Genomic DNA, 26,345 nt, shown 5'->3' with positions numbered 1-26,345 from the left:
ATTACCTACCAAAGGACGAACCTGGTGTCGATGCCTCCAATTTCCGACGAATTCTCTCCGCGCGAATTACTGGGCCGGGAAACAGTGTACGAAGGGCGAATTTGGAACGTCATCCACGATTCGGTGAAGCTTTCAGAGACTGGCGGAACCATTGAACGTGATTACATCAACCACCCTGGCGCCGTCAGTGTATTGGTGATGGATGATGACGAGCGAGTGCTGATGATCAATCAGTATCGCCATCCAGTCGGGATGCGCTTATGGGAGATTCCTGCGGGGCTGTTGGATGTCGAGGGCGAGGCACCGTTGGATGCAGCCAAGCGTGAGCTCTGGGAAGAAGCGGACCGATCGGCAAATCATTGGTCAATTTTGACTGATGTCTTTCTTTCGCCAGGCTCGTCATCAGAGGCCGTGCGAGTATATCTAGCACGCGAACCGCAGCTCGTGCCGGAGGAGCAGCGGCATGAACGCACCGAAGAAGAAGCTGAAATGATCAGCACCTGGGTTCCATTGGAAGAAGCTGTTGCCGCAGTACTAGCCGGTAAAATTCACAATCCAACGGCAATGATCGCGCTCCTGGCTGCTCAAGCTGCACGAGCTAGCAAGTACACCAATTTGCGCGACGCGAATGAACCATTCGAGGTTCACCCCAATCTGCGCGAAGGATGAGCGACGGCTTTGAGCAGGCGGTCAAGCGCTACTTGCAGCACCTGGCCATCGAACGAGGCCTAGCCGAGAATACGCTTGCATCGTACCGCCGGGACCTATCCCGTTATGCAGACGTGCTGCAAACCTATAACGTGAACGATCCACAGCAAATCACCGAGGCCACCATTAGCGGTTATCTGCAAGAGCTTTCCCGTGGCGACGAGGACCATAAGCCCTTGGGTGCGAGGTCCGTGGCCAGGCATGCAGTGGCCATACGGCAGTTGCACAAGTACTGGGAGCTGGAAGGGATTTGCGTGCCCAATCCGGCACGCGAGATTCAGCCGCCGGCAATCGGGCAATCACTGCCAAAAGCGATTTCCATTGCGCAGGTAATTCGACTGCTGGATTCGATCAGTACCGAAACTCCGGCGGGCCTGCGTGATCGTGCGATTCTGGAATTCTTGTATGCCACCGGTGCTCGAATTTCTGAAGTGGTCGATCTAGACGTGGATGATCTTCATTTTGCCGACGACGCGGTGGTCCGGCTCTTCGGCAAGGGGTCCAAGGAACGCATCGTTCCCGTTGGCGGTTACGCGCAGCAAGCGGTCAGCGACTACCTGGTGCGTTCGCGACCTGGGTTGGCGCTGAAGGGCAAGGGCACGCCTGCGCTCTTTCTCAATCAGCGCGGTGGCCGGCTGTCTCGACAGTCCGTTTGGCTGTTGATCAGCAAGGCTGCGCAGCGATCGGGAATCAATGTTGAAGTTTCGCCGCATACCTTGCGCCACTCGTTCGCCACCCACTTATTAGAGGGCGGTGCCGATGTTCGTGTAGTACAAGAACTTCTGGGCCACGCTTCAGTGACTACAACGCAGATCTATACCAAAGTGACGGTGGACTCGCTGCGTGAGTCCTATCAACTGGCGCATCCAAGGGTTGAATGACCATGTCTGGGAATAGCCACTCGTCTAATCCTCGCCCGGTGGCGTTGGTTGCCTTGCTCGCTGAACGGGATGGGCATGCCCAAATTCTGCTGGGACGAAAGTTGCGCGGATTCGGGCAAGGAAAGATCGTCCTTCCCGGAGGGAAAAATGAACCGGGGGAGTCGAGCAGGCAAGCCGCTGTTCGGGAATTTTTCGAAGAAACGGGCCTGAGGGTCTCTGGCCCGGACCTGCAACTGGCAGCAAGAATTGAATTCAGATTCAGTTCGCTGCCCGCCGCTGACATGGACTGCATGACCTTTATCGCGCGATCTGCCGAGGGGCAAGCAGCCAGCAGCGACGAGCTCGAACCGTTGTGGTTCCGCATCGACCAATTGCCCGTCGATCAGATGTGGCAGGACTCGAAAACATGGCTGCCCCAGCTGGCCGCCGGCCAGAGGTTCACCGCAAGGATAGTTCTGGCCTCCGACAACATCTCGGTGCAAACGATTGATTTTGACCCATGGGATTGATCTTGATCCGATCCCGTCCTCTGTCCTAGCCGGCGTCGGGTTCAAAAATCAGCAGGTCGCCAGGTTGGCAATCCAATTCACGGCACAATGCTTCCAAGGTGCTAAACCGGACTGCCTTGGCCCGTCCGTTCTTGAGCACGGCAAGATTCGCAGGCGTGATGCCGATCTTCTCTGATAGTTCGCCAACCCCCATTTTTCGCCTGGCTAGCATCACGTCGATATCTACTCGGATTCCCATCAGATAACGCCACCCAATTCGGTGCGAAGTTCGGCAGCTTGGGCTTCGGTCATTGCCGCTTGTTCGAGCAGCTGGCGCAGGACGAGCACAATGATGCTGATGCCGATCATCAGGAGTCCGGCCCCACCGACAAGAAGCACAACGCCGGGGGCTATTTCGGTGCTGGCAGCGAAGATGGCGCCGAGTGCAAGCGTGGCCAAGGCGCCGACCGCGAAAGCGATGATGATGGGCGTTACATAACCCAAAGAGGCCGGGTCGAAAACAGTCCCGCGTTTGACTCTCGTCGCTAATTTCCACACGCAGTAAACGCAGGTTTCAATGATGAGACCTGCGAGAAAAAGGTAGCTGAGGAAGGAGCCTTGAAAGAACTTCTCCGTCCCGTCGCTCGGTGACTCGTGGATGAAAATCATCGGGATCATGAATAGCTGAACAAAGAACGTGCCAGCTAGAATCACAGCCAGAATTATCTTCAACCCGACAATGCTGAATTTTCCCATGGCAAGTTACCTTATCGTTCTTCGAAGTGTTTCTATCGTTAAACGATAGGTTGATTCGTTCGATACTGCAAGCCTGCGCGGCGGCCAACTGGTGCACTCCGGTCCTGGGCGTGGCAAGGGCCACGAGGAGGAAGTGCTTGCTTCGTCCCCGCGGCCCTTGTTGTGAGCTGAACTTTTTACAGTGCTCGCTGCTCCGAGCCGTTATAGGCGGAGAGCGGTCGGATCAGCGCGTTGGCTGCGCGCTGTTCGAAGATATGGCTCGTCCAGCCGGTAATGCGTGCCGCAATGAAGATCGGGGTGAACATCTCGGTGTCAAAGCCCATGAGGTGGTAGGTCGGGCCGGCCGGGTAATCCAGGTTTGGCTTGATGGATTTGGCTTCATCCATGGCAGCTTCCAGGCCATCGTACAATCCCAGTATTTCGTGGCGATCGTAGTGTTCAATCATCCGGTCCAATGCGGCCTTCATGGTCGGGACGCGCGAGTCGCCGTGCTTGTAAACACGGTGCCCGAAGCCCATGACTTTCTTCTTCGCGGCCAGTGCTTCCACCATCCAGGCCTTGGCGCGCTTCGCGGCATCTTCGCGAGATTCGTCCTTGTTGATGCCGATCTCGGTAAAGGTGTGCATCACCGCTTCGTTGGCTCCACCATGCAGCGGACCCTTCAACGCTCCAATGGCCCCAGTGACCGCCGAATGGAGATCCGACAGGGTCGAAGTGATTACTCGGGCGGTGAAGGTCGAGGCGTTGAAAGAGTGTTCTGCATAGAGCACCATGGACACGCGGAAAGCATCGACAACCTCCGGGGCGGCTTCTTCGCCAAAGGTCATCCACAAGAAGTTGGACGAGTAGTCCAGGTCTTCACGCGGGGCGACTATCTCCAGGCCGCGGCGACGGCGCTGGTCGTAGGCAACCACTGCCGGGAAAGCAGCGAACAGTTCCTTGGCCTTGAGTAGTTCGGCCTCGGGTGAGGAGTTGCCTGCCTCGGGGTGGTTTGCGCCGATCACCGACACCGCGGTGCGTCCGACATCCATGGGGTGGCAGTCGGCGGGCAGCAGATCAATGGCGGCTTTGACCCGCGGATCCAAAGCGCGGTTGGCGCGTTCGAAGGCGGTGAACTCGGTCAATTCGCTCTGGCTCGGCAATTCCCCGGTCCACAAGAGCAGTGCGACCTCTTCGAAGGACTTGTTAGCGGCCAGGTCCTGCACGGGATAACCGCGATACAACAGCGAGTTCGTTTCCGGGTTGACCTTGGAGACGGCGGTATAGTCAACGACAACGCCTGCTAGGCCCTTTTTGATTTCCTCGGGGGTAGTCATTCTTGCTCCTCTTCATTGCCGGAGAAATAATGCATTGGAGATACTGCTATGGTGCGAATCTAGAGGTTGGCGCTATTGGAATCAATGTCCAAGGTCGGGACCTGGAAATTGAAGATTCCGGTATCAAAGCGGTTGTAGGCTTCATAGTCCACGAGCTCGTAGAGGCGTGACCTAGTTAACATGTTATCCACTTCGCGCTGCTGGGTGCCATCCTCGCTGATGGCATCCAGCACCCGCTCGGCCGCGCCCATGGCGCTGCGCAACAGGGTGACCGGGTAGATGATCAGCGCGACACCGGCATCTGCCAGTTCCCGGCGGTTGAATAGCTCGGACTTGCCGAACTCGGTCATATTCGCCAGCACCGGCACATCCACGGCGTTGCACACTGCCTCGAACTCGGCGACGTTTTTCATCGCCTCCGGGAAGATCGCGTCGGCTCCGGCGTCGACCATCGCCTTGGCCCGGTCGATGGCCGAATCCAGGCCCTCCACCGCACGGATGTCGGTGCGGGCCATGATCAGGAAGTTCTCATCGATGCGTGCGTCGGCCGCAGCGGCGATGCGCTTGAGCATGGTGTCGGTGTCCACCACATTCTTGCCGTCCAGGTGTCCGCAGCGCTTCGGGTTGAACTGGTCCTCGATGTGGCACCCGGCAAGTCCGGCGTATTCGAGTTCCTGGATGGTGCGGGCCACGTTCATCGGCTCGCCGAATCCCGTATCGGCATCCACGATCGCGGGCAGGTCGGACATGCGGGCGATCTGCCCGGCACGCGTAGCCACCTCGGTCAGCGAGGTCAGGCCGATATCCGGCAGGCCCAGGTCGTTGGCGAGCACCGCACCGGAAATGTAGAGGCCGTCGAACTGCTTCTCGCTGATCAGCCTGGCCGAGAGCGGGTTGAAGGCGCCGGGGAACTGGCGGGCGGCCCCCGGGGTGAGCATTTCGCGCAGCGCCAGGCGCTTTGCCGCGGGGGTTTTTGTCGAGTACAGCATGCTAGAACAAGCCCTTCGGTGCGGCCGCTGCGTCGATGACGCCCGCTGCGGCGGCGATGTTCAGCTGGTCCAGTTCGCCGGCGGCCAGGTTTTCAAGGTTTTCTGCGGCCGCGATGAAGCGGTCGATCTCGGCTTCGTCCACCAGGCCGGCGGCCAGGGTGCGGAACTTGTTGATGTACTGCTCGCGGGCGAAAGGACGGGCGCCCAGCGGGTGCGCGTCGGCCACGGCGATTTCATCGGTGATCACGGTGCCATCGGCCAGGGTGATCTCCACCGAGCCGCCGAAGGCCTTCTCGGCGATGTCCAGCGAGTGGTAGCGGCGGGTCCATTGCGCATCTTCTTCGGTGGTGACCTTGTGCCACAGTTCCACGGTGTCGGCGCGGCCGGCACGTTCTGGGGAGTAGGAATCCACGTGGTGCCATGCGCCATCCTGCAGGGCCACGGTGAAGATGTACGGGATCGAGTGGTCCAGGGTTTCGCGGCTGGCGGTGGGATCGTACTTCTGCGGGTCGTTCGCGCCGGAGCCGATGACGTAGTGGGTGTGGTGGCTGGTCTTGATCAGTACCGAGGTGACGTTCTTCGGGTCGGTGGCTTCCGGGTGCTCGCCGTGCAGCTTGCGGGCCAGGTCGATCCAGGCCTGGGCCTGGTACTCGGCCGAGTGCTCCTTGGTGTACGTGTCCAGGATGGCGCGCTTGGCTTCGCCGGCCTCCGGCAGCGGCACCTCGTAGGCGGCATCCTTGCCATCGAGCATCCAGGCGATGACGCCGTCTTCGCCCTCGTAGATTGGCACTGGGGAGGTCTGGCCGCGCATCGCACGGTCCGCGGCCTCGACGGCCATCTTGCCGGCGAAGGCCGGGGCGTGGGCCTTCCAGGTGGAGATTTCGCCCTTGCGCGACTGGCGGGTGGCGGTGGTGGTGTGCAGGCCCTGTCCCACGGCCTGGAAGATGGTTTCGACATCCAGGCCCAGCAGGGTGCCGATGCCGGCGGCGGCCGATGGGCCCAGGTGCGCGACATGGTCGATCTTGTGCTTGTGCAGGCAGATGGCCTTGACCAGGTCCACCTGGATTTCGTAGCCGGTGGCGATGCCGCGGATCAGGTCCTTGCCCGAGGCGCCGGTGTGCTGGGCGACGGCCAGGATCGGCGGGATGTTGTCGCCCGGGTGCGAGTATTCGGCGGCCAGGAAGGTGTCATGATAGTCCAGTTCGCGCACGGCCACGCCGTTGGCCCAGGCCGCCCATTCCGGGGAGACCTTCTCGGAGATGCCGAAGACGCTGGCGCCCGCCCCACCGGTGGATGGGGCGTGGGTCAGTGCCTGGGCGCGGGCGGCAATGATCGGTCCGCGGTTCAGCGAAGCGATGGCTACCGAGGCATTGTCGATGATGCGGTTGATGATCATGTCGGTCACTTCTGCGGTGACCTCTACCGGATCGGCGGCCACCGTGGCGATCTTATGCGCCAGCTGGTCTTCGCGAGCCAGGTTTTCCTCGGAACGGTATACGCGTACAGGGTGCTTGATCATGGTCATTGCCTTTCTGATCCGGCCGCGTGGGCCATGATGTGGGTGAAGGATTGGTGCAGGTGAACTGTGGTGGCCGCCGCGGCAACCTCGGGATTTCCGCTGGCGATCGCCCGCGCTATGGCAGCATGTTCGCCGGCCGAGGCCTTGAGCCGTTGGGGGTTGTCCTTGGCCATGCGCCGAATCCGTTGCAGCTGAACCCGGAGGGTGCGCAATGCGTTGGACAGGTATTTGTTGTTCGCAGCTTCGTCGATGGAATCGTCGAGCAGCTGCACCAGCTGGTAGTAGGATTCGCGGGATCCAGGGAACTCGATTTCAAGGGCGGCGGCCTCAAAACGTTGCGCCAGTTCGACGAAGATTGCTCGCTGCGCTGAGCTGGCGGCCTGCCGGGCGCTGGCGCATTCCAGCGCTACGCGCAGGACAAACAGGTCTTCAACGTGGTCTTCGCTGACCTCCGAGACAACCGTGCCTCGTCCGCGTTGCGCTACCGCCAGTCCATCGGCGACCAGCCGCCCCAGCGCCTCGCGAACCGGTGTGCGCGAAACGCCCAGGCGTTCTGACTGCTCGACTTCTGCAAGTACGGTGCCCGGAGCCAAGCGCCATTCGACAATGTCGGCGCGCAGGATCTCGTAGACCTTGTCGCTTGCTCTCATGCTGCAATTGTATACACGAAGGGTGAAAATTTGGGAGATGTGACAAAATTTCCCAAAATCTTTTCAAGTTATGTATACATAAACCTTGTGGTGGTATGAATTGGCTCATAGAGTTGACGACGAGGGCGACCTTAGTCACCACGCAGGGGCCGGGCAATGACGCCCGGTGCCGGGAGGAAAGAACAATGGCACAGGAATACCGCCGGGCCTTCGCCCAGGCCACCAACGACCCCGCCACTTTCTGGCTGCAAGCGGCCCAGGATCTCCAATGGGACACGGTGCCGCAAATAGCCATCGACGATTCGCGCAAGCCGCTCTATTCCTGGTTCCCCGACGGTAAGCTCAACCTTTCCAGCAATGCGCTCGACCGGCATGTTGCCGCCGGCCGTGCAGATCACACCGCACTGATCCACGATTCAGCGATGCTGGGCAGTGTCATCAGCTACACCTACGCGCAGCTGCTGAGCGAAGTCGAAACCTTTGCCGGCGTATTGGCAGGGCGCGGGGTCGGCATGGGGGATCGGGTGCTGATCTACTTGCCGATGATCCCGCAGGCCGTGATCGCCATGCTCGCTTGCGCCCGACTCGGTGCCGTGCATTCGGTGGTCTTTGGCGGCTTTGCCCCGAAGGAACTGGCAGCCCGCATTACCGACTGCGCGCCGGTCGCGGTGGTCACCGCCTCCGGCGGCATCGAGCCAAGCCGGCGCATCGAATACCTGCCGGCGGTGGCCGAGGCGCTGTCCCTGGCGGAACCAGCGGTTAGGGACGTGATCGTGGCCCACCGCGATGGGTTCGAGCATGGCCTCGCCGAATACCGGAATCAGCCGATCAACGGACAACAGGTCAATTGGCTGGACTGGGATGAGCAGGCGCAGCAGGCAACACCCGCCGCGGCCGTGCCCGTGCCATCAACCCACCCGCTCTACGTGCTGTATACCTCGGGCACCACCGGGGCGCCGAAGGGAGTGGTCCGCGATACCGGTGGCTACGGCACAGCGCTGCAATACTCGATGAACGCAATCTACGATGTGCATCCCGGGGACACAATGTTCACCGCCTCCGATGTCGGCTGGGTCGTCGGCCACTCCTACATTGTGTACGCGCCGCTGATCGCCGGCGCCACAACGGTGCTTTATGAAGGCAAACCGGTGGGCACGCCCGATGCCGGAGTTTTTGGGCGCATAATTAAGGACCACGGGGTCACAACGATGTTCACCGCGCCAACTGCGTTGCGTGCCGTCCGCAAGGCGGATCCGCAGGGCGCGATGATCGCCAGCCATGACTTGTCCAGCCTGCGTGCGCTGTTTGTCGCCGGAGAACGCCTGGACCCGGATACCTTCCACTTCGCCTCCGAACTTCTGCGGATTCCCGTGGTGGATAACTGGTGGCAGACCGAGACCGGTTGGCCGATCGCCGCGAATCCGCTGGGGCTGGAAGTGCTGCCGGCCAAGGCGGGATCGCCCACCACCCCGGTGCCTGGTTTCGCAGTGCAGATTCGCGACGGCCTGGGCGAGGAGCTGCCGGCGGGCCAGGAAGGAAATATTGTTGTCCGCCTGCCGTTGCCACCTGGTGCCTTGACCACGCTGTGGGGCAACGACCAGCGCTTTATCGACACGTATCTGGCGCAGATCGAGGGATGCTACCTGACCGGGGACTCGGGGTTCCTGGATGAGGACGGCTACCTCTTCGTGATGGGCCGCACCGATGACGTGATCAACGTTTCCGGGCACCGGTTGTCCACCGGTGCCATCGAGCAGGTGCTGGCCAGCCATCCGGCGGTCGCGGAATGCGCCGTGATCGGCCTGGCTGATGCGCTCAAGGGGCAGCGCGCCAGTGGCTATGTGGTGCTCAAATCCGGCGTTCAGATCGACGACGAAACCTTGGCGCGGGAAATTGTCGCCCTGGTGCGCCAGCAGATCGGCGCCGTGGCGGACTTCCGCGAAGTCACTGTGGTCGCGGCGTTGCCAAAGACCCGTTCGGGCAAAATCCTGCGCAAGACCATGCGCCAGATTGCCGACGGCAAGGAGTACACCGTTCCATCCACCATCGAGGACCCTGCAGTTCTCGATGATTTGGTGCCGCTGCTGCGTGCGCAAGCCTAGGCTGGCGGCCTAGCTTCGAGCCGCTGCCCGGTATTCATATTCCGGACGGCCCCTGGTGCCATGCCGCGGTTGTTTGAGCACTGCCCTGGTTTCGAACAGGTGCTCCAGATAGCGCCGCGCGGTGACCCGCGAGATGCCCAACTCTTCGCCCAGTTCGGTGGCTGAAAAGCGGCGTTCGGCCTGCCGGGCCAGATGCTCGATGATCTGTGCCAAAGTCTCCGGGATCAGGCCCTTGGGCAGGGAAGCGGAAGCGGTAGAAGTGCGCAGCGCGGAAAAGGCGAAGTCCAAGGCGGCCTGGCTGGTGTCTGGCCCGGTGGACCGCATGGTGGAGATGAAGCGGCGGTGATTTTCCAGCTTCTCGCTGAAGGCCGCGAAGGTGAATGGCTTGATGAGGTACTGGGTGATGCCGGTGGCGACCGCGGAGCGGACCACGGCAAGATCGCGGACCGCGGTGATGGCGATGATGTCGGTGGTCAGGCCCAACCCGCGCATCCGTTTGGCCACGTCGATCCCGTGCAAATCGGGCAAGGTCATGTCAAGGAGGACCAGATCGAAGGCGGCCCCTGAATTCCGGGCACGTGTGAGCAGGGACAGTGCTTCTTGCCCGTTGCTGGCGATCGCGCCGGTCGCGAATCCGGGGACCCGATTAACGTACTTGGCGTGGGATGCCGCGGTTTCGGGTTCGTCGTCGACCACGAGCACAACGATGTCCTCGCCGTTTGAAGACGGGGCGGGTGGGACGATGCGGGGATCTGTCATGGAACTCTCCTTGGCTAGCTGCTGGACTCTAGCGGAAGGGTCACGGTGAAGATCGCCCCGGCATCATTGTCAATATTCATTGTGCCACCTAGGCGCAGCACGGCCTGCTGCACCAGAGCCAAGCCCAGTCCGCGCGGCTGTGCCCCCTTTTTAGTGCTCACCCCGAAACGCAGCAGCTGGTCGAGGAATTCCGGTTCAATGCCTGGCCCGGAATCGGCCACGGATATGATCAGTTCCCCATGTCCCGCGGTGACCTCCACCCAGACGGTGGATTCCGTGGTGCCGGCGGAAACGTCCAAGGCGTTGTCCAAGAGGTTGCCCACGATGGTGACCATGTCGCTGGCTGCCACCGCATCGGCAGGGATGAATCCCTGCGCGGTGATATCCAGTTGGACTCCGCGCTCATGGGCTTGGGCGGCTTTGGCCACCAGCAGGCTGGAGAGGTAGGCGTCATCGATGGAATGCACGATGGCATCGGTGAGCTTTTGCGAATGCTGCCGGTCGTCCACCGCAAAGGCCAAGGCCCGCTTGTTCTGGCCATTTTCTATCAGCGTGGCGATGGTGTGCAGCCGGTTGGCATGCTCATGGGTTTGCGCTCGCAGGGCGGTGGAGAAGGTTTTCAGCGACTGGACCTCGCCGGCCAGTTCCTGCACCTCGGTGAGGTCGCGCAAGGTCAGAACCTGGCCGGTGAGCGGCTGCACGCCGAGCCAGCGCCGGGGAGCGCTGCCTCGCCGGGGCAATCCCGCGTTGGTCAAGCGTGCGGGCCCTTGGGAAATGGAAAGTACGCTGCGGGTTCCCAGATGGATTTCGTCTTTGCAGCTGCGGCCGGTGGCCATGAGCGTGCGCAGGGTTTCGGGCATCTGGACCTGGTCGAGATCCAGGCCATGAGGCGGTACTTCATCGGGCAATTCCAGCAATTTCGCGGCCTCTTGGTTATAGAGCACGATCCGATGCCGCCGATCGAGCAGCACCAGCCCTTCGCGCACCGAATGCAGCGCGGAGAAATAGAAGGCGTAGAGCCGGCGCAGACCATGCGGGCCGAAGCCCAAGGTCGCCTGGTTGACGTAGCGCGAGAAGCACCACGAGGTGAAGCCGGCCAGGATTAGGGCGAGTGCGGAAACCAGCAGGATTTGCGGCACCTCGCTGCGGTAAATCGACTGCAGGTTTTCCAGGGTGATTCCGGTGGCCACCAGCCCGACAAGCTCTCCGTCGTGGTACACCGGCGCAATGGTCCGCACCGAGCGGCCAAGGGTTCCCAGCGCCACCTCGTTATAGGTGTGGCCGGAGAGCGCCTGCTTGGTGGAACCTGCGTAGTTTTGGCCAATCCGCTCGGGATTGGGGTGGGTGACGCGCCTGGTGTCCGGGGTCATGATCGAAATGAAATCGATGCCTTGGCCGCGGTCCAGGATCTTGTTGGTATAGGGCTGCAGCAGTTCCGAGGGATGGTCGCCGGCCAGCGCGTTGCCCACGAAAGGGTCGTTGGCCAGCGTAATGGAGATCGTGGCAACGGTGGCTTGCTTGTCGTCGAGGATGACCCGGGCCTGTTGCTGGTAGGTGGAGACCGCCATTCCAATGACCACCAAAATGACCACGAGCATTTGCGCGGCGAAGATCAGCACCGCAAAAGACCAGCCGTTGCGGCTCAGGGGAGCGGGGATTGCATCGTTCTGGGCCTCGCGGGGCGAGGACAGGTCCGTGAAGTGGTCTGTCATGTTGCGCTCCTCCTCTTGCGGTGTCTTGCTTTGGAGTGCTATTGCGTGACCAATATGAACGCAATAGAGATGCACATCACTTCCGCGCGCACCATTGAACAGAACGATTCTACGTAATACCGGCTTGGCAAGGATGCCAGGGGCGGTTGCAGGCACTTTTCAAGGGTAGGACTAACCACATGACTGTCACTGACGACATGAAGCCGGGCGGCAACTCAGCCCAGGCCGGAACTAAGAAAAAAGACAGGACCCACTGGCTGTACATCATGGTGATTGCCGCCGTGGTGCTCGGCGCAGCGGTCGGACTGCTCGCCCCTGACCTCGGCAAAGCGCTCAAGCCCCTGGGCACCGGTTTCGTGGCATTGATCAAGATGCTGATCGCCCCGGTGATCTTCTGCACCATCGCCCTCGGCGTCGGCTCCATCGCCAAGGCCGCCACGGTCGGCAAGGTCGGCGGCCTGGCGCTGCTGTACTTCATCACCATGTCCACCTTCGCCCTGGCCATCGGCCTAGTCGTCGGCAACATCATCCACCCCGGATCCGGATTGAAGCTCGAGCCATATGAGGCGAGCACCGGCGGGGGAGACAACGCCACCGTTGCCTTCCTGCTGGAACTGATCCCGGGCGACATCCCGGTGCTGCCAACTCTGGTGCTGGCCCTGCTGGTCGGCTTCGCGCTGCAGTCCATGGGCAAGGCCGGCGAGCCGGTGCTCAACGGCATCAAGCACATCCAGGCAGTGGTCTTCCGCCTGATGATGATGATCATGTGGGTTGCCCCGATTGGTGCCTTCGGCGCCATTGCCGCAGTAGTCGGCGCCACCGGTTGGGCCGCTATCGGCTCCATGGCGATCCTGATGGGCGCCTTCTACATGACCTGCGCCCTGTTCATCGTCGTCATCCTCGGCACCTTGCTGCGCGTGGTGACTGGTCTGAACATCTTCTTGCTGCTCAAGTACCTCGCCCGCGAATACCTGCTGATCTTCTCCACCAGCTCCTCCGAGTCGGCCCTGCCGCGCCTGATCGCCAAGATGGAGCATGCCGGTGTTTCGAAGCCGGTTGTCGGCATCACCGTGCCAACCGGCTACTCCTTCAACCTTGACGGCACCGCGATCTACCTGACCATGGCAGCCCTGTTCGTTTCGACCGCCATGGGCATGCCGATGAACCTGGGCGAGCAGGTCGGCCTGCTGGTCTTCATGATCGTCGCTTCCAAGGGCGCGGCCGGCGTGACCGGAGCAGGCCTGGCCACCTTGGCCGCCGGGCTGCAGTCGCACCGTCCCGAACTGCTGGACGGCATGGGCGTGATAGTGGGCATCGACAAGTTCATGTCCGAAGCCCGCGCGCTGACCAACTTCACCGGCAACGCCGTGGCCACCTTGCTGATCGGCAAGTGGACCAAGGAAATTGACATGGACCAGGCGAAGGCCGTGCTGGCCGGCAACCGTCCGTTCGACGAAACCAGCGTCGAGGGCCACTAGCCCGCAGTGAAGAATCCGCTATCCGAAGTGTTCGGGTAGCGGATTTTTTGCGTCTTGGAATCTTTGGGAGTATTGGACTTGGGTGGCCAGACAGCCAACCGGTCGAGAGGACATCATGGGTGCAGCGCTGCGAGTGTGCTTCGTCGGGGATTCTTTTGTCGCGGGAGTCGGCGATGAAACCCACCGCGGATGGGCAGGACGGCTTATCGCGCGGGGAATCGAACGCGGCTACGAGCTTACCGGCTACAACCTCGGGGTGCGCGGCGATACCAGCGCCATGATCAGGCAGCGATTCGAAGCCGAATGCGCTGCGCGTTTTCCGCCAGGGGACCATGCGCTGGGCGTGGTGTTCTCCTTCGGCGTCAACGACGTCATCCGCTGGGGAGCGAAGCCACGGGTGGCGGCCGAAGAACGGATCCCCAACCTCGCGGCAATCCTGGGTGCGGCCAGGGAACGGAGCTGGCCGGTATTGATGATCGGGCCGCCAGCGATCGCCGATGATGCCTTGAACACGGAACTGCTTGAGCTGGACGCGCAGATGCGGGCATTCTGCCGCTCGGAGATGGCGCCGTATCTGGGCGTCCACGAAGACCTGGCCGGCAATGAACTGTGGCGCGGTGAAGTGGCCGCCGATGACGGGGCGCATCCACGCGCCGCAGGATACGACTTGCTGGCCGGGCTGGCCAGCGGGGCGTGGGATGCCTGGCTGCAGGACGTGGCAGCTAGGCTGGAGCCATGAACGCGACACCGTACCGGCTGCACTATCGAGAACTGGCTGATGCCGAAAAAGCGCTGGTCGAGCTGGCCCGGCAGACCATCGAGTCCACCACCGATGCGCCCGATGGCGGGGACGGGGTGCACACCATGGGCGCCGCGGTGCTGGCTGCCAACGGCACGATGCACGCGGGCGTGAATTTCTACCACTTCACCGGCGGGCCCTGTGCCGAGCTGGTGGCTTTCGGGGTGGCCCGTGCCGCCGGGGCCGTGGATCCGCAGGTGGTAGTTGCGGTGGGCAACGAGGGCCGCGGAATCAAGAACCCGTGCGGTCGCTGCCGCCAGGTGATGGCGGATAACTACCCGCAGCTGCGAGTCATCGTCGATACCCCGAACGGGCCGCGCAGCGTAAGCGCTCGCGAGCTGCTGCCGTTGTCATTCGATTGGGCGGCAGAGCAAGCCTGAGTTCCTGATGCCGGGCTCAGCGCGCGAGGCCGGTCAACGGGGAGGCGAGCACTACCCGGTTGCCGTCGGGATCCTGAAGTTGCAGGATTCGCGCCCCGCCGCCGGGCTGCGGGCCGTGATGCTCGATGCCCGATTCCAGCAGCCGCGACGCCTGGGCGTCGAGATCGGCAACTTCCAAGACCAGGGTGCTGTGCCCGGCGCGTTCGGGTTCGCAGTATACCTGGACGCCGTAGCCCGGGGCCAGATGCCATTCGAGCAATCCGTCCATGGGCCGCTGATCGGGGGATCTGCCAAAGAGCCGGGCATACCAGTGCTCGGCGCGGGCCACATCCGATACCGTGCAATTGCCGAGCATTCCCGTGAACATCTGCCTCGCCCCTCACGCCGCCTGGTCCTGGTGTGTGGCACCATTTGACCACCGGGGTGCGCCCGGTTCAAGGACTTCTCCGGATCGAGGGCAAATTATCGGTGTGGGGTCCACGGCACTGGCCGGCCGAGGAACGCCGCGAGCCGGTCCAGCGCCGGTGCCTTATCGCCGACCGGTTGCGGGGGATCGAAGCGCCCGGAACGCGGAGAATCAGCGAGCTGCCCGCGGGCGAATTCCCATGCCTGCTGCGCCGAGGAGTCCAGCACGGGATCATCCTCCAGCGCCTGGCCGGTGGCTTGGGCCAGATCCCAGAGGTGGGCGAGCAAATCGTAGCTGCGGATCTGCAGCCGCTCGAAGCCGGTGGCCGTGCCCATCGGGCTCTGGAAACTTTGTTCAAGCACCCCCGGGGCGCCAAAGGCGGCGAGCAGCAGCTGCGCTGAGCGGGCATAGGCCCCGGCCGGATCCTCGCCCAGCACATCGGCATCGCGAGAGGGTGGGCGCTGCCCGGACAGCATGGCGGCGAAGACCAGATTCATGCCCACCACATGCTCGAGCAGCTTGCGCACCGTCCAATCGCTGCACGGTGTGGGCGCGTTCCACTGCGGGCCTGCAATGTTCTCGACGAGCCGGCCGCCGAGCTGCAACGAGTGCTCCAGGGAAGCGAGCACGGTCTGGGAATCCTTGTTCATGATGGTTCAAGTCTCCTGCCCAATCCCAGGCAGGGTCAATGGCCTGACGCGGCCAGCAGGTTTTGCAGGCGCGGGCCGAACGGGACTTCATGCTCCAGGGCCATCAGCTCGTGGACCGGCAGATGCAGCTGTTGCGCAGCGAGGATCGACTGGATGTACTCCCAGTAATCGTGCAGGGCTTGGGCCTGGGTCGCCCCGGGGGCCGGTTCATCCGGTCCCACCACCAGCGCGGTTTCGCGGATGTCAGTCGGTTACGCCTGCAGCCAGCTGCAGCTGGGGGACCAGACCCGGTCATCGAGCACGATGATCAGCCGCCAGGCATCCAGCTGTGCCTGGAGCAGTACGGAAACGCTGGCTTCCTCGCTCTACGGCTCGGCTTCCCCCAGGCCGATGAACTTCTAAATGGGGCTCGTCGTATCCTTTCGCGAAATGCCAGTGCGCATCCAGCTCGCATACAACATTAGAGCTAAGGTTCAAGGTAAAGGCTCGCCGTGAATGAACCCAAAAAACCGGGATCTTTTACTTCGACCGATAACCTTGAAATGAGCCTACAGCTCAAAGAATTTGGTGTATCGAACGGGAAGTGTGGTTTACCCATCGTGAGCGAGGAACAGGGAAATAAGCACCGCGGGGCGGGGATGCTCAAGGAGCCTCGTCCGATGGGTCCAACTGGCAAGCCATTGACAGATTTCCCGGTGCCAGCACCGTTGCCATCGCACGGCCCAGCACGCGTGATCGCCATGGTGAACCAGAAAGGTGGGGTCGGCAAGACCACCTCCACCATCAACCTGGCCGCCGCGCTCGCCGAGTACGGCCGCAAGGTGCTGCTGGTGGACTTCGATCCGCAGGGCGCACTGTCCGCCGGGTTCGGCACCAACCCGCATGAAATGGACATCACCGTCTACAACGTGCTGATGGACCGCCAGGTGAAAATCACGGACGCGATCTTGCACACCGATGTGGAGAACATCGACCTGTTGCCAGCGAACATCGACCTGTCGGCCGCTGAAGTCCAACTGGTCAACGAGGTCGCGCGCGAGCAGGTTCTCGAGCGCGCGCTGCGCCACGTGATCGACGATTATGACGTAGTGCTGATCGACTGCCAGCCATCGCTGGGCCTGCTGACCATCAATGCGCTGACCGCCGCCCATGGCGTGATCATCCCGCTGACTGCAGAATTCTTCGCCCTGCGTGCCGTGGCCCTGCTGATGGAAACCATCGACAAGGTCAAGGACCGGCTGAACCAGGTCTTGGAGCTCGACGGCGTGGTGGCCACCATGTACGACGCGCGTACCCTGCACAGCCGCGAAGTGATCACCCGTCTGGACGAGGCCTTCGGCGATAAGCTCTTCGAGACGGTGATCAAGCGAACCATCAAATTCGCCGATGCCAACGTTGCTGCCGAGCCGATTACCACCTATGCGGCCAACCACCCCGGTGCCGAGGCCTACCGCAATCTGGCGCGTGAATTGATTTGGCGCGGTGGCGCCCCGTAATGAGCACCACGCTCACCGAGCAAACCGCCAACGATTCCGCCGAGCCAGCAGCAGCTGAGCAGGAATCGTCTGGCGGTTTTCGCCTTGCCCTGGACAATTTCAACGGGCCCTTTGACGTGCTGCTGCACCTGATCACGCAGCGCGAGTTGGACATCACCGAAGTGGCATTGGCGGAAGTGACCGACGAATTCATTGCCTACCTGCGCGAGCTGCAGGCCAGCGTCGCCGAAGGCAATGACGGGATGAAGGTGCTCGATGAGACCACCGAATTCCTGGTGGTTGCCTCCACCCTGCTGGATCTGAAAGCGGCCCGCTTGCTGCCGCGCGGGGAAATGGCTGATGAAGAGGATTTCGAGCTGCTCGAAGCCAGGGACCTGCTCTTTGCCCGGCTATTGCAGTACAAGGCGTTCAAGCAGGCCGCCGAATTCCTGGGCGTGCGCTACGAGGCTGAAGGTTCGCGTCATCCGCGCGAGGTCTCCCTGGAACCGCAGTTTGCCTCCCTGCTGCCTGAATTGATTTTCAGCATTGGCCCCGACGCCCTGGCAGCTTTGGCGGCCAGCGCTTTGGCGCCGAAGCCGGAGCCGATCACTGAGGTGGGAATCGGCCACTTGCATGGGGCCAATGTCACGATTGCCGATGAAGCCGAGTCCATCACCGCCCTGCTGCAGGAGCGCGGACCGCTGGACTTCCGCGAGCTGGTCGCCGACGCTTCAGTTCATCTGGTGGTTGTGGTGCGTTTTCTGGCATTGTTGGAGATGTTCCGGCAACGAGCGATCAGCTTTGAGCAAGAAGACCCGCTCGGCCCGCTGCGGATCGCCCTGGCTTCGGAGTCCTCCTTCGATGCCCAAGCAGTACAAGACGAGTATGAGGGGAGCGGTGGTGAGGTGAATCATGAGTGAGATTGCACCCATTGACCAGCTGCCAGGAGGCCTGGAATCGGGCCTGGAAGCGGTGCTCATGGTCGCTGATATCCCCGTCAGCTCGGGGCGTTTGGCCGAAATCTTCCAAGTGCCGGCAGCGCGAGTTGCCGAAGCTTTGGAGAAACTGGCAACCGAGTATGATGGAAAGGATCGCCCGCGCGGATTTGAACTGCGTCGTGTCGCCTCCGGGTGGCGTTTCTATACGCGCAGCGATTACGCCGATTTCGTCTCCAGCTTTGTGCTCGACGGGCAGAGCGCGCGCTTGTCGCAGGCCGCCTTGGAAACCTTGGCTGTCATCGCTTACCGTCAGCCGGTCTCGCGTGGACGTATCTCGGCGATTCGAGGTGTAAACGTCGATTCTGTGGTGCGCACATTGCTCACCCGCGGATTGATCACGGAGTATCCGGAAACTGGCGACGGCGGTGCAACGCTGTACCAGACCACTGAATACTTCCTGGAACGACTGGGATTGGGCTCGCTAGATGAGTTGCCTGCGCTATCCCCGTATCTTCCCGGGGTGGCCGATCTTGAATCGCTCGATTCGGCAACCTACGACGACTAAGTAGCAGCCAGCTGGCGGCCACAACGGACTAACCACGCGTGAAGCCCCCAATCCATGGGCCCGCGCAGTGAAACGCAACAGCAAGGGACATAGCGAAGCATGAGCAGGGGATCATCCTCCGGCCGCACACCACGCGGCAACAATTCCAATTTTGGCGGCAAGCCAGCAGGCGGACGCGGCAAGCAGCAGGGCGGCAAGTCCTTCGGCGAGAAGCCCCACGACAAGTCTGCCTCGGGCAAGCCAGGCGCCAAATCGAATTCGGCCAAGCGCAACACCTCGGCCCCGCGCAAGAATTCCGAGCGCGCCTTCGGCAAGGAGCGCTTCGGCAACTCCGTGCCCACCAACTACGCACGCCCGACCCAGCGCGCCCGCGCCCAGGCCCGTGCCGAGAGCCAGGCCTCTCGCGAAATCAATGGCGAGCAGCAGGACGGCATCCGCCTGCAGAAGGCCATGGCCAACGCCGGCGTCGCATCGCGCCGCGTCTGCGAGGAAATGATCCTCGAAGGCCGCGTCGAGGTCAACGGCAACCTGGTCGTCGAGCTGGGCTCCCGCGTGGATCCTGCCAAGGATTCCATCCACGTCGACGGCATGCGCATCCAGACGAACCAGGCCAACCGCTACTTCGTCTTCAACAAGCCGAAGCACGTGATGTGCACGATGGATGACCCCGAGGGCCGCCGCACCATCGCCGACTACTTCAAGAACGAGCACCACTCGCTGCGCCTGTTCCACGTCGGACGCCTGGACTACAAGACCGAGGGCGTGCTGATTTTGACCAACGACGGGGAGCTGGCCAACCGCCTGCAGCACCCGAAGTACGAGGTCCCCAAGACCTACCTGGTGCAGATTCCTGGGCCATTGCCACGCGCGGTGAGCAACCAGCTGCGCGAGGGCATCAAGCTGGAAGACGGCTGGATCAAGGTCGATGACCTGAAGATCATCGCCACCACCCCGAAGCATGTCATGGTCGAGGTCACCTTGCACTCGGGCCGCAACCGCATTGTGCGCCGCATGTTCGACGCCGTGGGCCACCCGGTCCAGCGCCTGGTGCGCGTCGCCGTGGGACCAATCCTGCTCGGCGACCAGAAACAGGGCACCATCCGCTCCCTGGGCAACCAGGAAGTCGGGCACCTGATGGCCATGGTGGGGATGTAGCCCATGCTGTCCTCTCACCTTGCCGGCCCAGTTCTGGTCATCGGCACCGGGCTGTTGGGCACCTCGGTGGGATTGGGCCTGCGCGCCAAAGGCGTGCCGGTCTATCTTGCAGATGCTTCCCCGACGGCTGCTGGGGTCGCCCAGGATATCGGGGCCGGCCTCCTGCTTGAACAGCGTGCCATTGCCCCGGAGCTCGTGGTGATCGGCGCTCCGCCGGATGTCACCGCCGCCCTGGTGGCCGACGCCCTGCTGGCCTACCCCAATGCAACCGTGGTGGATATCGCCAGCGTCAAGGGGTCGATCCTTTCGGCAGTGCTGGCCGATGAACGACTGGGCGAGGCCGAAACTTCCCGCTATGTGGGCACGCACCCGATGGCCGGACGCGAAAAGTCCGGCCCGGCCGCGGCCCGTGGCGAGCTGTTCACCTCGATGCCGTGGGTCATCTGCGCCCATGGCGGCGCGGATCCGGCACGGGTGAAGGTGGCTGAAGCACTGGCCATCGACCTTGGCGCTACGATGCACCGGATGTCGGTGGCCGACCATGACCAGTCGGTGGCGCTCATCAGCCACTTCCCGCAGGCGGCCAGCTCGATGATCGCCTCGCGCCTGCTCAATGCCGAAGCGCACCAACTGGCCCTTGCCGGCAACGGATTGCGGGACACCACGCGCATCGCCGCCAGTGACGAGAAGCTCTGGATCCAGATCTTTTCGCACAACGCCCAGGCGCTGGTGCCGATCCTGACCGGGATGAAAGAAGACCTGGACCGGCTGATCAGCACCCTGCGGAACCCGCACGGCCCCGGGGCCCTGCTGGATCTCTCCCAGCTGATGACCGAAGGCAACGCCGGCAAGGCCCGGATCCCGGGCAAGCACGGCGCCCCGCCGCAGGCCTTCGCCCTGGTCACGGTGCTGGTGGATGACCGGCCGGGGCAGATTGCCCGGTTGCTGGCCGAAATCGGCGAAGCGGGCATTAATATTGAAGATTTGCGCATGGAGCACTCTGCTGGCCATCAGGTCGGCATGGTGGATGTTTCGGTTGTTCCCGGACGCAGGGACGAACTGATTGACGTATTGACCAAGAACGGATGGAAAGTAGCCCAGTGAGCACCTTGAACAACGACCAGCTCGTCATCGCCATCGACGGCCCCAGCGGCTCGGGCAAGTCCTCGGTCTCCAAGGCCGTCGCCCGCGAACTGGGCGCAGCCTACCTGGACACCGGCGCCATGTACCGCGCCATCACCTACTCGGTGCTCGCAGACGGAACGGACCTGTCGGACGCCAACGCCATTGCCCAGGCCGTGCGCGATGCCCAGCTGGAAATCTCGGTGGATCCGGATGCCGAGCTGGTAGAGATCGGCGGCGTGGATGTCACCGCCGCGATCCGCGAGCCGCGCATTTCCGAACAGGTCTCCACCGTGGCCACCAACCTGGACGCGCGTGCCGAACTGGTGCGCCGCCAGCAGGAAATCATCAAGGCCAACCTCCGCATTGTTGCCGAAGGCCGCGACATCACCACCGTGGTGGCCCCGGATGCCGACGCCCGCATCCTGCTCACCGCCTCGGAAGAGGCCCGGCTGCGCCGCCGCGGATTGCAGCTGGGCGGCACCCAGAACGATTCGCAGCTGGCCAACCAGGTGCTGGCTCGCGACGCGAAGGACTCCACGGTGGTGAACTTCACCCAGGCTGCCGACGGCGTGATGACCGTGGATTCTTCGGACCTGGATTTTGAACAAACCATCGCCGCGGTGCTTGACGCAATCAGCACCGCAACGAAAAACTAGCCACAAGCTGGTGCCCATCCTCGGCGAGAGCCGATGAAGATTACGATCGCTGTGAAGGGAAAATCATGAGCGAGAACAACTCCACCCACGACGAGGAATACATCCCCGTTGGAGACGACGATATCGCCGAGCGCCTGGCCGAACTGAGCGAGGAAGAAGCCGCCATCCGCGCGCAGGCTTTGCTCAGCGGACTGGAAGACTACGAACTGGACGAGGAAGACTCGGCCCTGCTCGCCGGTCTGGACGACTTTGATGACGACGACGCCGATGTGGTCATTCCACCGGTGCTCGCCGTGATCGGCCGCCCCAACGTGGGCAAGTCCACCCTGGTCAACCGCATCCTGGGCCGCCGCGAAGCCGTGGTGGAAGACACCCCGGGCGTGACCCGCGACCGCGTGTCCTACTCTGCCGAGTGGATGGGCCGCCCCTTCACCATCGTTGATACCGGTGGCTGGGAGCACGATGCCAAGGGCATCCATGCTTCGGTGGCTGACCAGGCGGAAATTGCTGCCGATGTCGCCGATGCGATCCTCTTTGTGGTGGACTCGCATGTTGGCGCCACCGCGACCGATGAGGCCGTGGTCAAGATGCTGCGCAAGAAGGGCAAGCCGGTCTTCCTGGTCGCCAACAAGGTGGACGATTTCAACCAGGAAGCCGAAGCGGCCATGCTCTGGGGCTTGGGCTTCGGCCAGCCCTGGCCAGTCTCGGCGCTGCACGGCCGCGGCACCGCGGACCTGCTGGATGCCGTCATGGAGAAGCTGCCTGAGCATTCCGCCTTTGGCGGCTTGATTCCATCCGGCGGGCCTCGCCGCGTGGCCCTGATCGGACGCCCCAATGTGGGCAAGTCCTCGCTGCTGAACAAGCTGGCTGGTTCCGAGCGCGTAGTAGTCGACGACTATGCCGGCACCACCCGCGACCCGGTGGACGAACTAATCGAGCTTGGCGGAAACATCTGGCGCTTTGTCGATACCGCAGGCATCCGCCGCCGCCAGCACATGGCTGTGGGCTCGGATTACTACGCATCCCTGCGCACCCAGACTGCGCTGGAAAAGGCCGAGGTCGCAGTGATCCTGCTGGCCGCCAACGAGATCGTTTCCGAGCAGGATGTGCGCATCATCCAGCTGGCCATCGAGGCCGGCCGTGCGATGGTCATCGTGTACAACAAGTGGGATGAGGTGGACGAGGACCGCCGCTACTACCTGGACCAGGAAATCGACCGCGACCTCGCGCACATCGAATGGGCCCCGCGGGTGAACATTTCGGCTAAAACCGGATGGCACAAGGACAAGCTGGTTCCTGCGCTGAACACCGCGCTGGACTCGTGGGACAAGCGCATTCCCACCGGAAAGCTCAACGCCTTCCTCGGCGAACTGGTTGCAGCCCACCCGCACCCGGTCCGCGGCGGCAAGCAGCCACGCATCCTCTTCGGCACCCAGGCCTCGGCCCGCCCGCCGCGCTTTGTGCTGTTCACCACCGGATTCCTCGATCCTGGCTACCGCCGATTCATCACGCGCCGCCTGCGCGAGACCTTCGGATTTGACGGCACGCCGATCGAAGTATCGATGCGAATCCGCGAACGACGCGGTCGCAAGCGCTAGAGTTCGAAATTAGCCCTTCACTTGGTGTAGGGTAATAACGGAGCTTTTGCAGACGGCACCCTTGGTTCTCACGACTCGGGGATAACGGCTGCGGAGGCATCGGGCTATGGCGCAGCTTGGTAGCGCGCCTCACTGGGGGTGAGGAGGCCGTGGGTTCAAATCCCGCTAGCCCGACCAAATAGCACAACCCCGTCGAGACCAGTCTCGGCGGGGTTTTGCGCATTCGGGAACTAGTTCGGAAGGCCAGCCCCATGCAGCGTCGGTTCTACCAGGTTGATGTTTTCAGCGACACTGCCTACAAGGGCAACCCGCTGGGCGTGGTGCTTGACGGACAGGATTTGGAGACGCAAGCGATGCAAGATTATTCGCTCTGGTCCAATCTTTCCGAAGTCACCTATGTCCTGCCGGCCACCGACCAGCAGGCAGATTTCCGATTCCGCATTTTTGCCCGGCAGCACGAGTACCGTTTCGCAGGGCATCCTGCCCTCGGCACCGCCCGTGCTTGGCTGGAAGCAGGGGGAGTGCCACGCAATCCGCGCCAGCTCATCGTGCAATGCGGCGCCGGATTGGTGCCCATCAACATTGACGGGAATTTGCTGTCCTTCGCTTCTCCGCCTGCCATTCGCTCCGGCGAGCTGGAGCCCGGGGAACTAGCGGAACTTGTAGGGATTCTGGACATTGATCCAGCCGCAGTCAAGGGCGCCCAATGGGTTGACAACGGGCCGGGGTGGGCCGGGATACTGCTGGAGAATTCGGAACAGGTCCTGGATATTGTTCCGAAAATTCCGCAGCGGCCAGGCCGGTGGAAGATCGGGGTCTTCGGGGCCCTGCCACAGGAGCGATGGCCAGAAAAGTTTGAAGTCCGGGCGTTGACCATAGAAGACGGGGCATTGCGCGAAGACCCGGTGACTGGAAGCCTGAACGGTGCCGGAACCCAATGGCTGATCGACGCTGGATATGCCAGCGCGCCACTGGTCAACCGCCAAGGTGCAAAGGCTGGCCGCGACGGCCAAGTGCATGTGTGCGTGGCCGGCAATGAGCTCTGGGTTGGCGGCGCTACCTCGATATTGATCAGCGGAACCATCGAGCTCTAGCCACGAAAATTCTTGCCAGCTCCAGGCAAGAGGCCTAGCCTTGAAAGATGGGCACGATAATTTCCGGGATCTGATTCCTCCAGGCAGCAGGCGATTGCACGCCGCACCTTCCATCCCTTCTCTTTTGCATCATTGTGATGCCCAATCTTCGCCAGCCTCCGGAAAGTACTCTGGTGGGCCGTTGGCGTCAGGCAGGAATATCCCATGACCCATCCACATGATCAGCGCCAGCCAGCGCTCGAGAATCCCGAGCACGGCCCCGACTACATCTGTTCCCTTCGAAGCCTCAGTGTCAGCTTTGGCGAACGCGACGTGCTGGTCGACTGCGATTTGTCGATTTCCGGCAAGGAGCGGCTAGCGGTGCTCGGTGATAACGGATCAGGCAAGTCCACGCTGATGCGTGTCATCGCTGGAAACTTGGAGGTCGAGCGAGGAGAACGGCACATCAACGCCCCGGGTGGCGTGGCCTATGCCGCGCAGAATCCGCGCTTCACCGCCTCGATGAGCATTCAGCAAGTCATCGATTCGTATCATGCCCGCTTTCGCGAGCTGGAGAATCTGATGCGGATCATCAGCGTGAAGCTCCAGGGTGCACAGGGCCCTACTGCTGAACGCCTCATGGCCCAGCTGCAACAGGTGACTGATATCTACGAAGCGGCCGACGGCTATACCCTGGCCCAACGGCTGGACAGCGCCCTGCAACAACTTGGATTGGGGGAGCTGGACCGAGAGCGCGGAGTCTCGCGCATGTCCGGTGGCCAGCGATCCCGGCTCGCACTGGCCTGCGTGCTGTGCTCTGGCGCGCAGCTGCTGTTGCTTGATGAACCGACCAACGATCTTGATGAGGCGGCGCTGGCCTGGCTGGAACGCAGTATGGACAGGCACCGAGGGGCTTTGGTGCTGATCACTCACGACCGCATGTTCCTCAAGCGCTTTGCACGTTCGATCCTAGAAGTCCATGATGGGCAACTGAACCGATATGGCAATGGATACGATGGCTACCTCCATGCCAAGGAGCAGGAACGGATCGCGGCTCAGGAAGCCTATACCGCATGGGTGGCTGAGATGGAGCATTCGCGGAAGCTGGTGGAGAAGAACGTGGCGCGTGCCGCGGCCATTCCACGAAAAATGGAAATGGCGGGCTTTGGGCACGGCAATTTCCGCTTACGGGAACGGAGCCACGGGTCGGCCTCCAAAATCCGCCAGGCTAAATCGCGGATCGAAGAGCTGGAAGCCAGTCCGGCGCCCAAACCAGTCGCTGAACTTGAATTTTCCATGCCGGCAGGCGCCACCGGTCCAGAAACCGCCAAGACCTTGATCCGCGTGGAAAAGGCCCAACGCTCGGAACTGCCGGCGCTGCGCACCGGATCGTTCGAGATCAAGCTCGGCGAACGCTGGATGGTGACCGGACCGAACGGGGCCGGGAAAACGACGCTGCTCAAAATGCTGGCCGGCGAGTTGTCCTATGACAGCGGCCAGGTTCAATTGACCCAGCAATTGCGCTGTGCCTGGCTGCGGCAGGAGCTCGGCGAGGTGCCGGGGCAGAGCCTGATCGAAGCCTTTGCGCTGGCGACAGATCAATACGTTGAAGATGCCGCCGAAGTGCTGGCCAAGCTTGGGCTATTTGCGCCCCAGGACTTCTTGCGCCACCCCCTGGCCTTGTCCGTGGGGCAACGACGCAGGCTCGAACTGGCAATCGCTGTGAGCTCCCAGGCGCACATCTTGTTCTTGGACGAGCCCACGAACCATATTTCGCCGGCATTGGTCGAACAGCTTGAAGGTGCATTGGTGGCCTTCCCCGGGACTGTAGTCACCGTGAGCCATGATCGGCGATGGCAGCAGAAACTCAAGGAGCACGGATCATTGCACCGATTGCAGGTACAGGATGGTCACGTACAAGTAATTCAGTAGAGTTCGCCAACTCGATGGCCCTCAGGGGCTTTCGCCTGCGAGCAGCGCCAACTAGGCGCGGCTCGAACGCCCCAACAAACCTTTGCGGATTGCTGGGGCGTTTTCCATGCCCGGAGCCAGCGGTACTTCGCGGCGCCGACAGGTGCCTTGTGCGTGAGCTCACAGATTGTATATGATCGGTGTGCGATAAAAGATTACTGTGTTCGTTTATAGAACTTTGAACGAGATGCTTGAT

Annotated in this window: 28 protein-coding genes and 1 tRNA gene; 18 read left to right on the top strand and 11 right to left on the bottom strand. The window is 62.1% G+C overall.

Features of this window, described 5'->3' with window-relative positions:
* Positions 1–30: 30 nt before the first annotated feature.
* From ACT7DV_RS18125 to ACT7DV_RS18115, 3 genes are read left to right on the top strand one after another with little or no spacing between them, the layout of a single operon-like run.
* The gene (locus ACT7DV_RS18125; RefSeq protein ID WP_444664887.1) at positions 31–669 is read left to right on the top strand and encodes an NUDIX domain-containing protein; all 639 of its coding nucleotides are present in this window, start codon (positions 31–33) and stop codon (positions 667–669) included.
* Complete coding sequence (gene xerD / locus ACT7DV_RS18120; RefSeq protein ID WP_444664714.1) at positions 666–1,589, top strand: site-specific tyrosine recombinase XerD; 924 nt, start codon at positions 666–668, stop codon at positions 1,587–1,589. The genes ACT7DV_RS18125 and xerD overlap by 4 nt, the downstream gene beginning before the upstream one ends.
* Positions 1,590–1,591: 2 nt before the next feature.
* Positions 1,592–2,098, top strand: a complete 507-nt coding sequence (locus ACT7DV_RS18115; RefSeq protein ID WP_444664713.1) for an 8-oxo-dGTP diphosphatase — start codon at positions 1,592–1,594, stop codon at positions 2,096–2,098.
* A 25-nt stretch (positions 2,099–2,123) separates the two neighbouring features.
* Here the strand turns inward: ACT7DV_RS18115 and ACT7DV_RS18110 are convergent, their stop codons facing one another.
* The 6 genes from ACT7DV_RS18110 to ACT7DV_RS18085 all read right to left on the bottom strand — a co-directional run bounded on the left by ACT7DV_RS18110 (position 2,124) and on the right by ACT7DV_RS18085 (position 7,307).
* Complete coding sequence (locus tag ACT7DV_RS18110) at positions 2,124–2,336, bottom strand: helix-turn-helix domain-containing protein (RefSeq protein WP_444664711.1); 213 nt, start codon at positions 2,334–2,336, stop codon at positions 2,124–2,126.
* On the bottom strand, positions 2,336–2,833 hold the full coding sequence (locus tag ACT7DV_RS18105; protein ID WP_444664709.1) for a DUF2975 domain-containing protein: 498 nt from the start codon (positions 2,831–2,833) through the stop codon (positions 2,336–2,338). The genes ACT7DV_RS18110 and ACT7DV_RS18105 overlap by 1 nt, the downstream gene beginning before the upstream one ends.
* A gap of 176 nt (positions 2,834–3,009) precedes the next feature.
* Positions 3,010–4,149: a bifunctional 2-methylcitrate synthase/citrate synthase gene (locus ACT7DV_RS18100; protein ID WP_060701188.1), complete on the bottom strand. Its 1,140-nt coding sequence runs from the start codon at positions 4,147–4,149 to the stop codon at positions 3,010–3,012.
* Between the two features lie 59 nt (positions 4,150–4,208).
* A complete protein-coding gene (gene prpB, locus ACT7DV_RS18095) occupies positions 4,209–5,138 on the bottom strand; it encodes a methylisocitrate lyase (protein ID WP_444664707.1) in 930 nt (309 codons plus the stop codon).
* 1 nt (position 5,139) lies between these two features.
* A complete protein-coding gene (locus ACT7DV_RS18090) occupies positions 5,140–6,657 on the bottom strand; it encodes an MmgE/PrpD family protein (RefSeq protein ID WP_444664705.1) in 1,518 nt (505 codons plus the stop codon).
* A 2-nt stretch (positions 6,658–6,659) separates the two neighbouring features.
* Positions 6,660–7,307 carry a GntR family transcriptional regulator gene (locus ACT7DV_RS18085; RefSeq protein WP_444664703.1) on the bottom strand — a complete coding sequence of 216 codons (648 nt, stop codon included), beginning with the start codon at positions 7,305–7,307 and terminating at the stop codon, positions 6,660–6,662.
* 185 nt (positions 7,308–7,492) lie between these two features.
* Here ACT7DV_RS18085 and ACT7DV_RS18080 point away from each other — a divergent pair, with 185 nt between their 5' ends.
* Positions 7,493–9,409 carry an AMP-binding protein gene (locus ACT7DV_RS18080; protein WP_444664701.1) on the top strand — a complete coding sequence of 639 codons (1,917 nt, stop codon included), beginning with the start codon at positions 7,493–7,495 and terminating at the stop codon, positions 9,407–9,409.
* Between the two features lie 9 nt (positions 9,410–9,418).
* On the opposite strand, the gene ACT7DV_RS18075 is transcribed toward ACT7DV_RS18080, so the two are convergent.
* Both ACT7DV_RS18075 and ACT7DV_RS18070 read right to left on the bottom strand, forming a co-directional pair.
* Positions 9,419–10,168 carry a response regulator gene (locus ACT7DV_RS18075; RefSeq protein WP_444664699.1) on the bottom strand — a complete coding sequence of 250 codons (750 nt, stop codon included), beginning with the start codon at positions 10,166–10,168 and terminating at the stop codon, positions 9,419–9,421.
* 14 nt (positions 10,169–10,182) lie between these two features.
* Complete coding sequence (locus ACT7DV_RS18070) at positions 10,183–11,880, bottom strand: ATP-binding protein (RefSeq protein WP_444664697.1); 1,698 nt, start codon at positions 11,878–11,880, stop codon at positions 10,183–10,185.
* Positions 11,881–12,059: 179 nt separating this feature from the next.
* On the opposite strand from ACT7DV_RS18070, the gene ACT7DV_RS18065 reads away from it, so the two are divergent.
* The 3 genes from ACT7DV_RS18065 to ACT7DV_RS18055 all read left to right on the top strand — a co-directional run bounded on the left by ACT7DV_RS18065 (position 12,060) and on the right by ACT7DV_RS18055 (position 14,537).
* Positions 12,060–13,358 (top strand): cation:dicarboxylate symporter family transporter, encoded by a 1,299-nt coding sequence (locus ACT7DV_RS18065; protein ID WP_444664695.1) that lies wholly within the window; start codon positions 12,060–12,062, stop codon positions 13,356–13,358.
* Positions 13,359–13,440: 82 nt separating this feature from the next.
* On the top strand, positions 13,441–14,097 hold the full coding sequence (locus ACT7DV_RS18060; protein ID WP_444664693.1) for a GDSL-type esterase/lipase family protein: 657 nt from the start codon (positions 13,441–13,443) through the stop codon (positions 14,095–14,097).
* Entirely contained in the window at positions 14,094–14,537 is a 444-nt protein-coding gene (locus ACT7DV_RS18055; RefSeq protein WP_444664692.1) for a cytidine deaminase family protein, read from the top strand. The genes ACT7DV_RS18060 and ACT7DV_RS18055 overlap by 4 nt, the downstream gene beginning before the upstream one ends.
* A gap of 16 nt (positions 14,538–14,553) precedes the next feature.
* Here the strand turns inward: ACT7DV_RS18055 and ACT7DV_RS18050 are convergent, their stop codons facing one another.
* The 3 genes from ACT7DV_RS18050 to ACT7DV_RS18040 form a co-directional block, all read right to left on the bottom strand.
* Positions 14,554–14,904: a VOC family protein gene (locus ACT7DV_RS18050; RefSeq protein ID WP_444664690.1), complete on the bottom strand. Its 351-nt coding sequence runs from the start codon at positions 14,902–14,904 to the stop codon at positions 14,554–14,556.
* Between the two features lie 95 nt (positions 14,905–14,999).
* A complete protein-coding gene (locus tag ACT7DV_RS18045; protein ID WP_444664688.1) occupies positions 15,000–15,593 on the bottom strand; it encodes a TIGR03086 family metal-binding protein in 594 nt (197 codons plus the stop codon).
* Between the two features lie 35 nt (positions 15,594–15,628).
* Entirely contained in the window at positions 15,629–15,817 is a 189-nt protein-coding gene (locus ACT7DV_RS18040; RefSeq protein WP_444664686.1) for a hypothetical protein, read from the bottom strand.
* 16 nt (positions 15,818–15,833) lie between these two features.
* Between ACT7DV_RS18040 and ACT7DV_RS18035 the strand changes: the two genes are divergently transcribed.
* The 11 genes from ACT7DV_RS18035 (at position 15,834) to abc-f (ending at position 26,110) form a co-directional block, all read left to right on the top strand.
* Positions 15,834–15,995 (top strand): hypothetical protein, encoded by a 162-nt coding sequence (locus ACT7DV_RS18035; RefSeq protein ID WP_444664685.1) that lies wholly within the window; start codon positions 15,834–15,836, stop codon positions 15,993–15,995.
* Between the two features lie 197 nt (positions 15,996–16,192).
* The gene (locus ACT7DV_RS18030) at positions 16,193–17,089 is read left to right on the top strand and encodes a ParA family protein (protein ID WP_060701201.1); all 897 of its coding nucleotides are present in this window, start codon (positions 16,193–16,195) and stop codon (positions 17,087–17,089) included.
* Positions 17,089–17,988 carry a segregation and condensation protein A gene (locus ACT7DV_RS18025; protein ID WP_444664683.1) on the top strand — a complete coding sequence of 300 codons (900 nt, stop codon included), beginning with the start codon at positions 17,089–17,091 and terminating at the stop codon, positions 17,986–17,988. The genes ACT7DV_RS18030 and ACT7DV_RS18025 overlap by 1 nt, the downstream gene beginning before the upstream one ends.
* Complete coding sequence (scpB, locus tag ACT7DV_RS18020; RefSeq protein ID WP_060701205.1) at positions 17,981–18,571, top strand: SMC-Scp complex subunit ScpB; 591 nt, start codon at positions 17,981–17,983, stop codon at positions 18,569–18,571. The genes ACT7DV_RS18025 and scpB overlap by 8 nt, the downstream gene beginning before the upstream one ends.
* A 99-nt stretch (positions 18,572–18,670) precedes the next feature.
* Positions 18,671–19,726, top strand: a complete 1,056-nt coding sequence (locus tag ACT7DV_RS18015; protein ID WP_060701206.1) for a pseudouridine synthase — start codon at positions 18,671–18,673, stop codon at positions 19,724–19,726.
* Between the two features lie 3 nt (positions 19,727–19,729).
* Positions 19,730–20,830 carry a prephenate dehydrogenase gene (locus ACT7DV_RS18010; RefSeq protein ID WP_444664680.1) on the top strand — a complete coding sequence of 367 codons (1,101 nt, stop codon included), beginning with the start codon at positions 19,730–19,732 and terminating at the stop codon, positions 20,828–20,830.
* Positions 20,812–21,507 (top strand): (d)CMP kinase, encoded by a 696-nt coding sequence (gene cmk, locus ACT7DV_RS18005; RefSeq protein WP_146274772.1) that lies wholly within the window; start codon positions 20,812–20,814, stop codon positions 21,505–21,507. The genes ACT7DV_RS18010 and cmk overlap by 19 nt, the downstream gene beginning before the upstream one ends.
* Before the next feature lie 65 nt (positions 21,508–21,572).
* The gene (gene der, locus ACT7DV_RS18000) at positions 21,573–23,105 is read left to right on the top strand and encodes a ribosome biogenesis GTPase Der (protein WP_444664678.1); all 1,533 of its coding nucleotides are present in this window, start codon (positions 21,573–21,575) and stop codon (positions 23,103–23,105) included.
* Between the two features lie 100 nt (positions 23,106–23,205).
* Positions 23,206–23,282 (top strand) — tRNA-Pro (locus ACT7DV_RS17995).
* A 74-nt stretch (positions 23,283–23,356) separates the two neighbouring features.
* Entirely contained in the window at positions 23,357–24,199 is an 843-nt protein-coding gene (locus ACT7DV_RS17990; RefSeq protein WP_444664676.1) for a PhzF family phenazine biosynthesis protein, read from the top strand.
* 204 nt (positions 24,200–24,403) lie between these two features.
* Entirely contained in the window at positions 24,404–26,110 is a 1,707-nt protein-coding gene (gene abc-f / locus ACT7DV_RS17985) for a ribosomal protection-like ABC-F family protein (protein ID WP_444664674.1), read from the top strand.
* Positions 26,111–26,345: the final 235 nt, after the last annotated feature.

The organism is Glutamicibacter sp. TV12E, assembly GCF_052441935.1.
GTDB lineage: Bacteria > Actinomycetota > Actinomycetes > Actinomycetales > Micrococcaceae > Glutamicibacter.
The sequence above is the reverse complement of the archived record's forward strand: the minus strand, read 5'-3'. Positions and strand labels throughout refer to the sequence as shown.

Bases quoted from the DNA above. Each gene is read 5' to 3' on its own strand.
- ACT7DV_RS18125 (WP_444664887.1), top strand. From the start codon at position 31: ATGCCTCCAATTTCCGACGAATTCTCTCCGCGCGAATTACTGGGCCGG.
- xerD (WP_444664714.1), top strand. From the start codon at position 666: ATGAGCGACGGCTTTGAGCAGGCGGTCAAGCGCTACTTGCAGCACCTG.
- ACT7DV_RS18115 (WP_444664713.1), top strand. From the start codon at position 1,592: ATGTCTGGGAATAGCCACTCGTCTAATCCTCGCCCGGTGGCGTTGGTT.
- ACT7DV_RS18110 (WP_444664711.1), bottom strand. From the start codon at position 2,336: ATGGGAATCCGAGTAGATATCGACGTGATGCTAGCCAGGCGAAAAATG.
- ACT7DV_RS18105 (WP_444664709.1), bottom strand. From the start codon at position 2,833: ATGGGAAAATTCAGCATTGTCGGGTTGAAGATAATTCTGGCTGTGATT.
- ACT7DV_RS18100 (WP_060701188.1), bottom strand. From the start codon at position 4,149: ATGACTACCCCCGAGGAAATCAAAAAGGGCCTAGCAGGCGTTGTCGTT.
- prpB (WP_444664707.1), bottom strand. From the start codon at position 5,138: ATGCTGTACTCGACAAAAACCCCCGCGGCAAAGCGCCTGGCGCTGCGC.
- ACT7DV_RS18090 (WP_444664705.1), bottom strand. From the start codon at position 6,657: ATGATCAAGCACCCTGTACGCGTATACCGTTCCGAGGAAAACCTGGCT.
- ACT7DV_RS18085 (WP_444664703.1), bottom strand. From the start codon at position 7,307: ATGAGAGCAAGCGACAAGGTCTACGAGATCCTGCGCGCCGACATTGTC.
- ACT7DV_RS18080 (WP_444664701.1), top strand. From the start codon at position 7,493: ATGGCACAGGAATACCGCCGGGCCTTCGCCCAGGCCACCAACGACCCC.
- ACT7DV_RS18075 (WP_444664699.1), bottom strand. From the start codon at position 10,168: ATGACAGATCCCCGCATCGTCCCACCCGCCCCGTCTTCAAACGGCGAG.
- ACT7DV_RS18070 (WP_444664697.1), bottom strand. From the start codon at position 11,880: ATGACAGACCACTTCACGGACCTGTCCTCGCCCCGCGAGGCCCAGAAC.
- ACT7DV_RS18065 (WP_444664695.1), top strand. From the start codon at position 12,060: ATGACTGTCACTGACGACATGAAGCCGGGCGGCAACTCAGCCCAGGCC.
- ACT7DV_RS18055 (WP_444664692.1), top strand. From the start codon at position 14,094: ATGAACGCGACACCGTACCGGCTGCACTATCGAGAACTGGCTGATGCC.
- ACT7DV_RS18050 (WP_444664690.1), bottom strand. From the start codon at position 14,904: ATGTTCACGGGAATGCTCGGCAATTGCACGGTATCGGATGTGGCCCGC.
- ACT7DV_RS18045 (WP_444664688.1), bottom strand. From the start codon at position 15,593: ATGAACAAGGATTCCCAGACCGTGCTCGCTTCCCTGGAGCACTCGTTG.
- ACT7DV_RS18035 (WP_444664685.1), top strand. From the start codon at position 15,834: ATGTCAGTCGGTTACGCCTGCAGCCAGCTGCAGCTGGGGGACCAGACC.
- ACT7DV_RS18025 (WP_444664683.1), top strand. From the start codon at position 17,089: ATGAGCACCACGCTCACCGAGCAAACCGCCAACGATTCCGCCGAGCCA.
- scpB (WP_060701205.1), top strand. From the start codon at position 17,981: ATGAGTGAGATTGCACCCATTGACCAGCTGCCAGGAGGCCTGGAATCG.
- ACT7DV_RS18015 (WP_060701206.1), top strand. From the start codon at position 18,671: ATGAGCAGGGGATCATCCTCCGGCCGCACACCACGCGGCAACAATTCC.
- ACT7DV_RS18010 (WP_444664680.1), top strand. From the start codon at position 19,730: ATGCTGTCCTCTCACCTTGCCGGCCCAGTTCTGGTCATCGGCACCGGG.
- cmk (WP_146274772.1), top strand. From the start codon at position 20,812: ATGGAAAGTAGCCCAGTGAGCACCTTGAACAACGACCAGCTCGTCATC.
- der (WP_444664678.1), top strand. From the start codon at position 21,573: ATGAGCGAGAACAACTCCACCCACGACGAGGAATACATCCCCGTTGGA.
- ACT7DV_RS17990 (WP_444664676.1), top strand. From the start codon at position 23,357: ATGCAGCGTCGGTTCTACCAGGTTGATGTTTTCAGCGACACTGCCTAC.
- abc-f (WP_444664674.1), top strand. From the start codon at position 24,404: ATGACCCATCCACATGATCAGCGCCAGCCAGCGCTCGAGAATCCCGAG.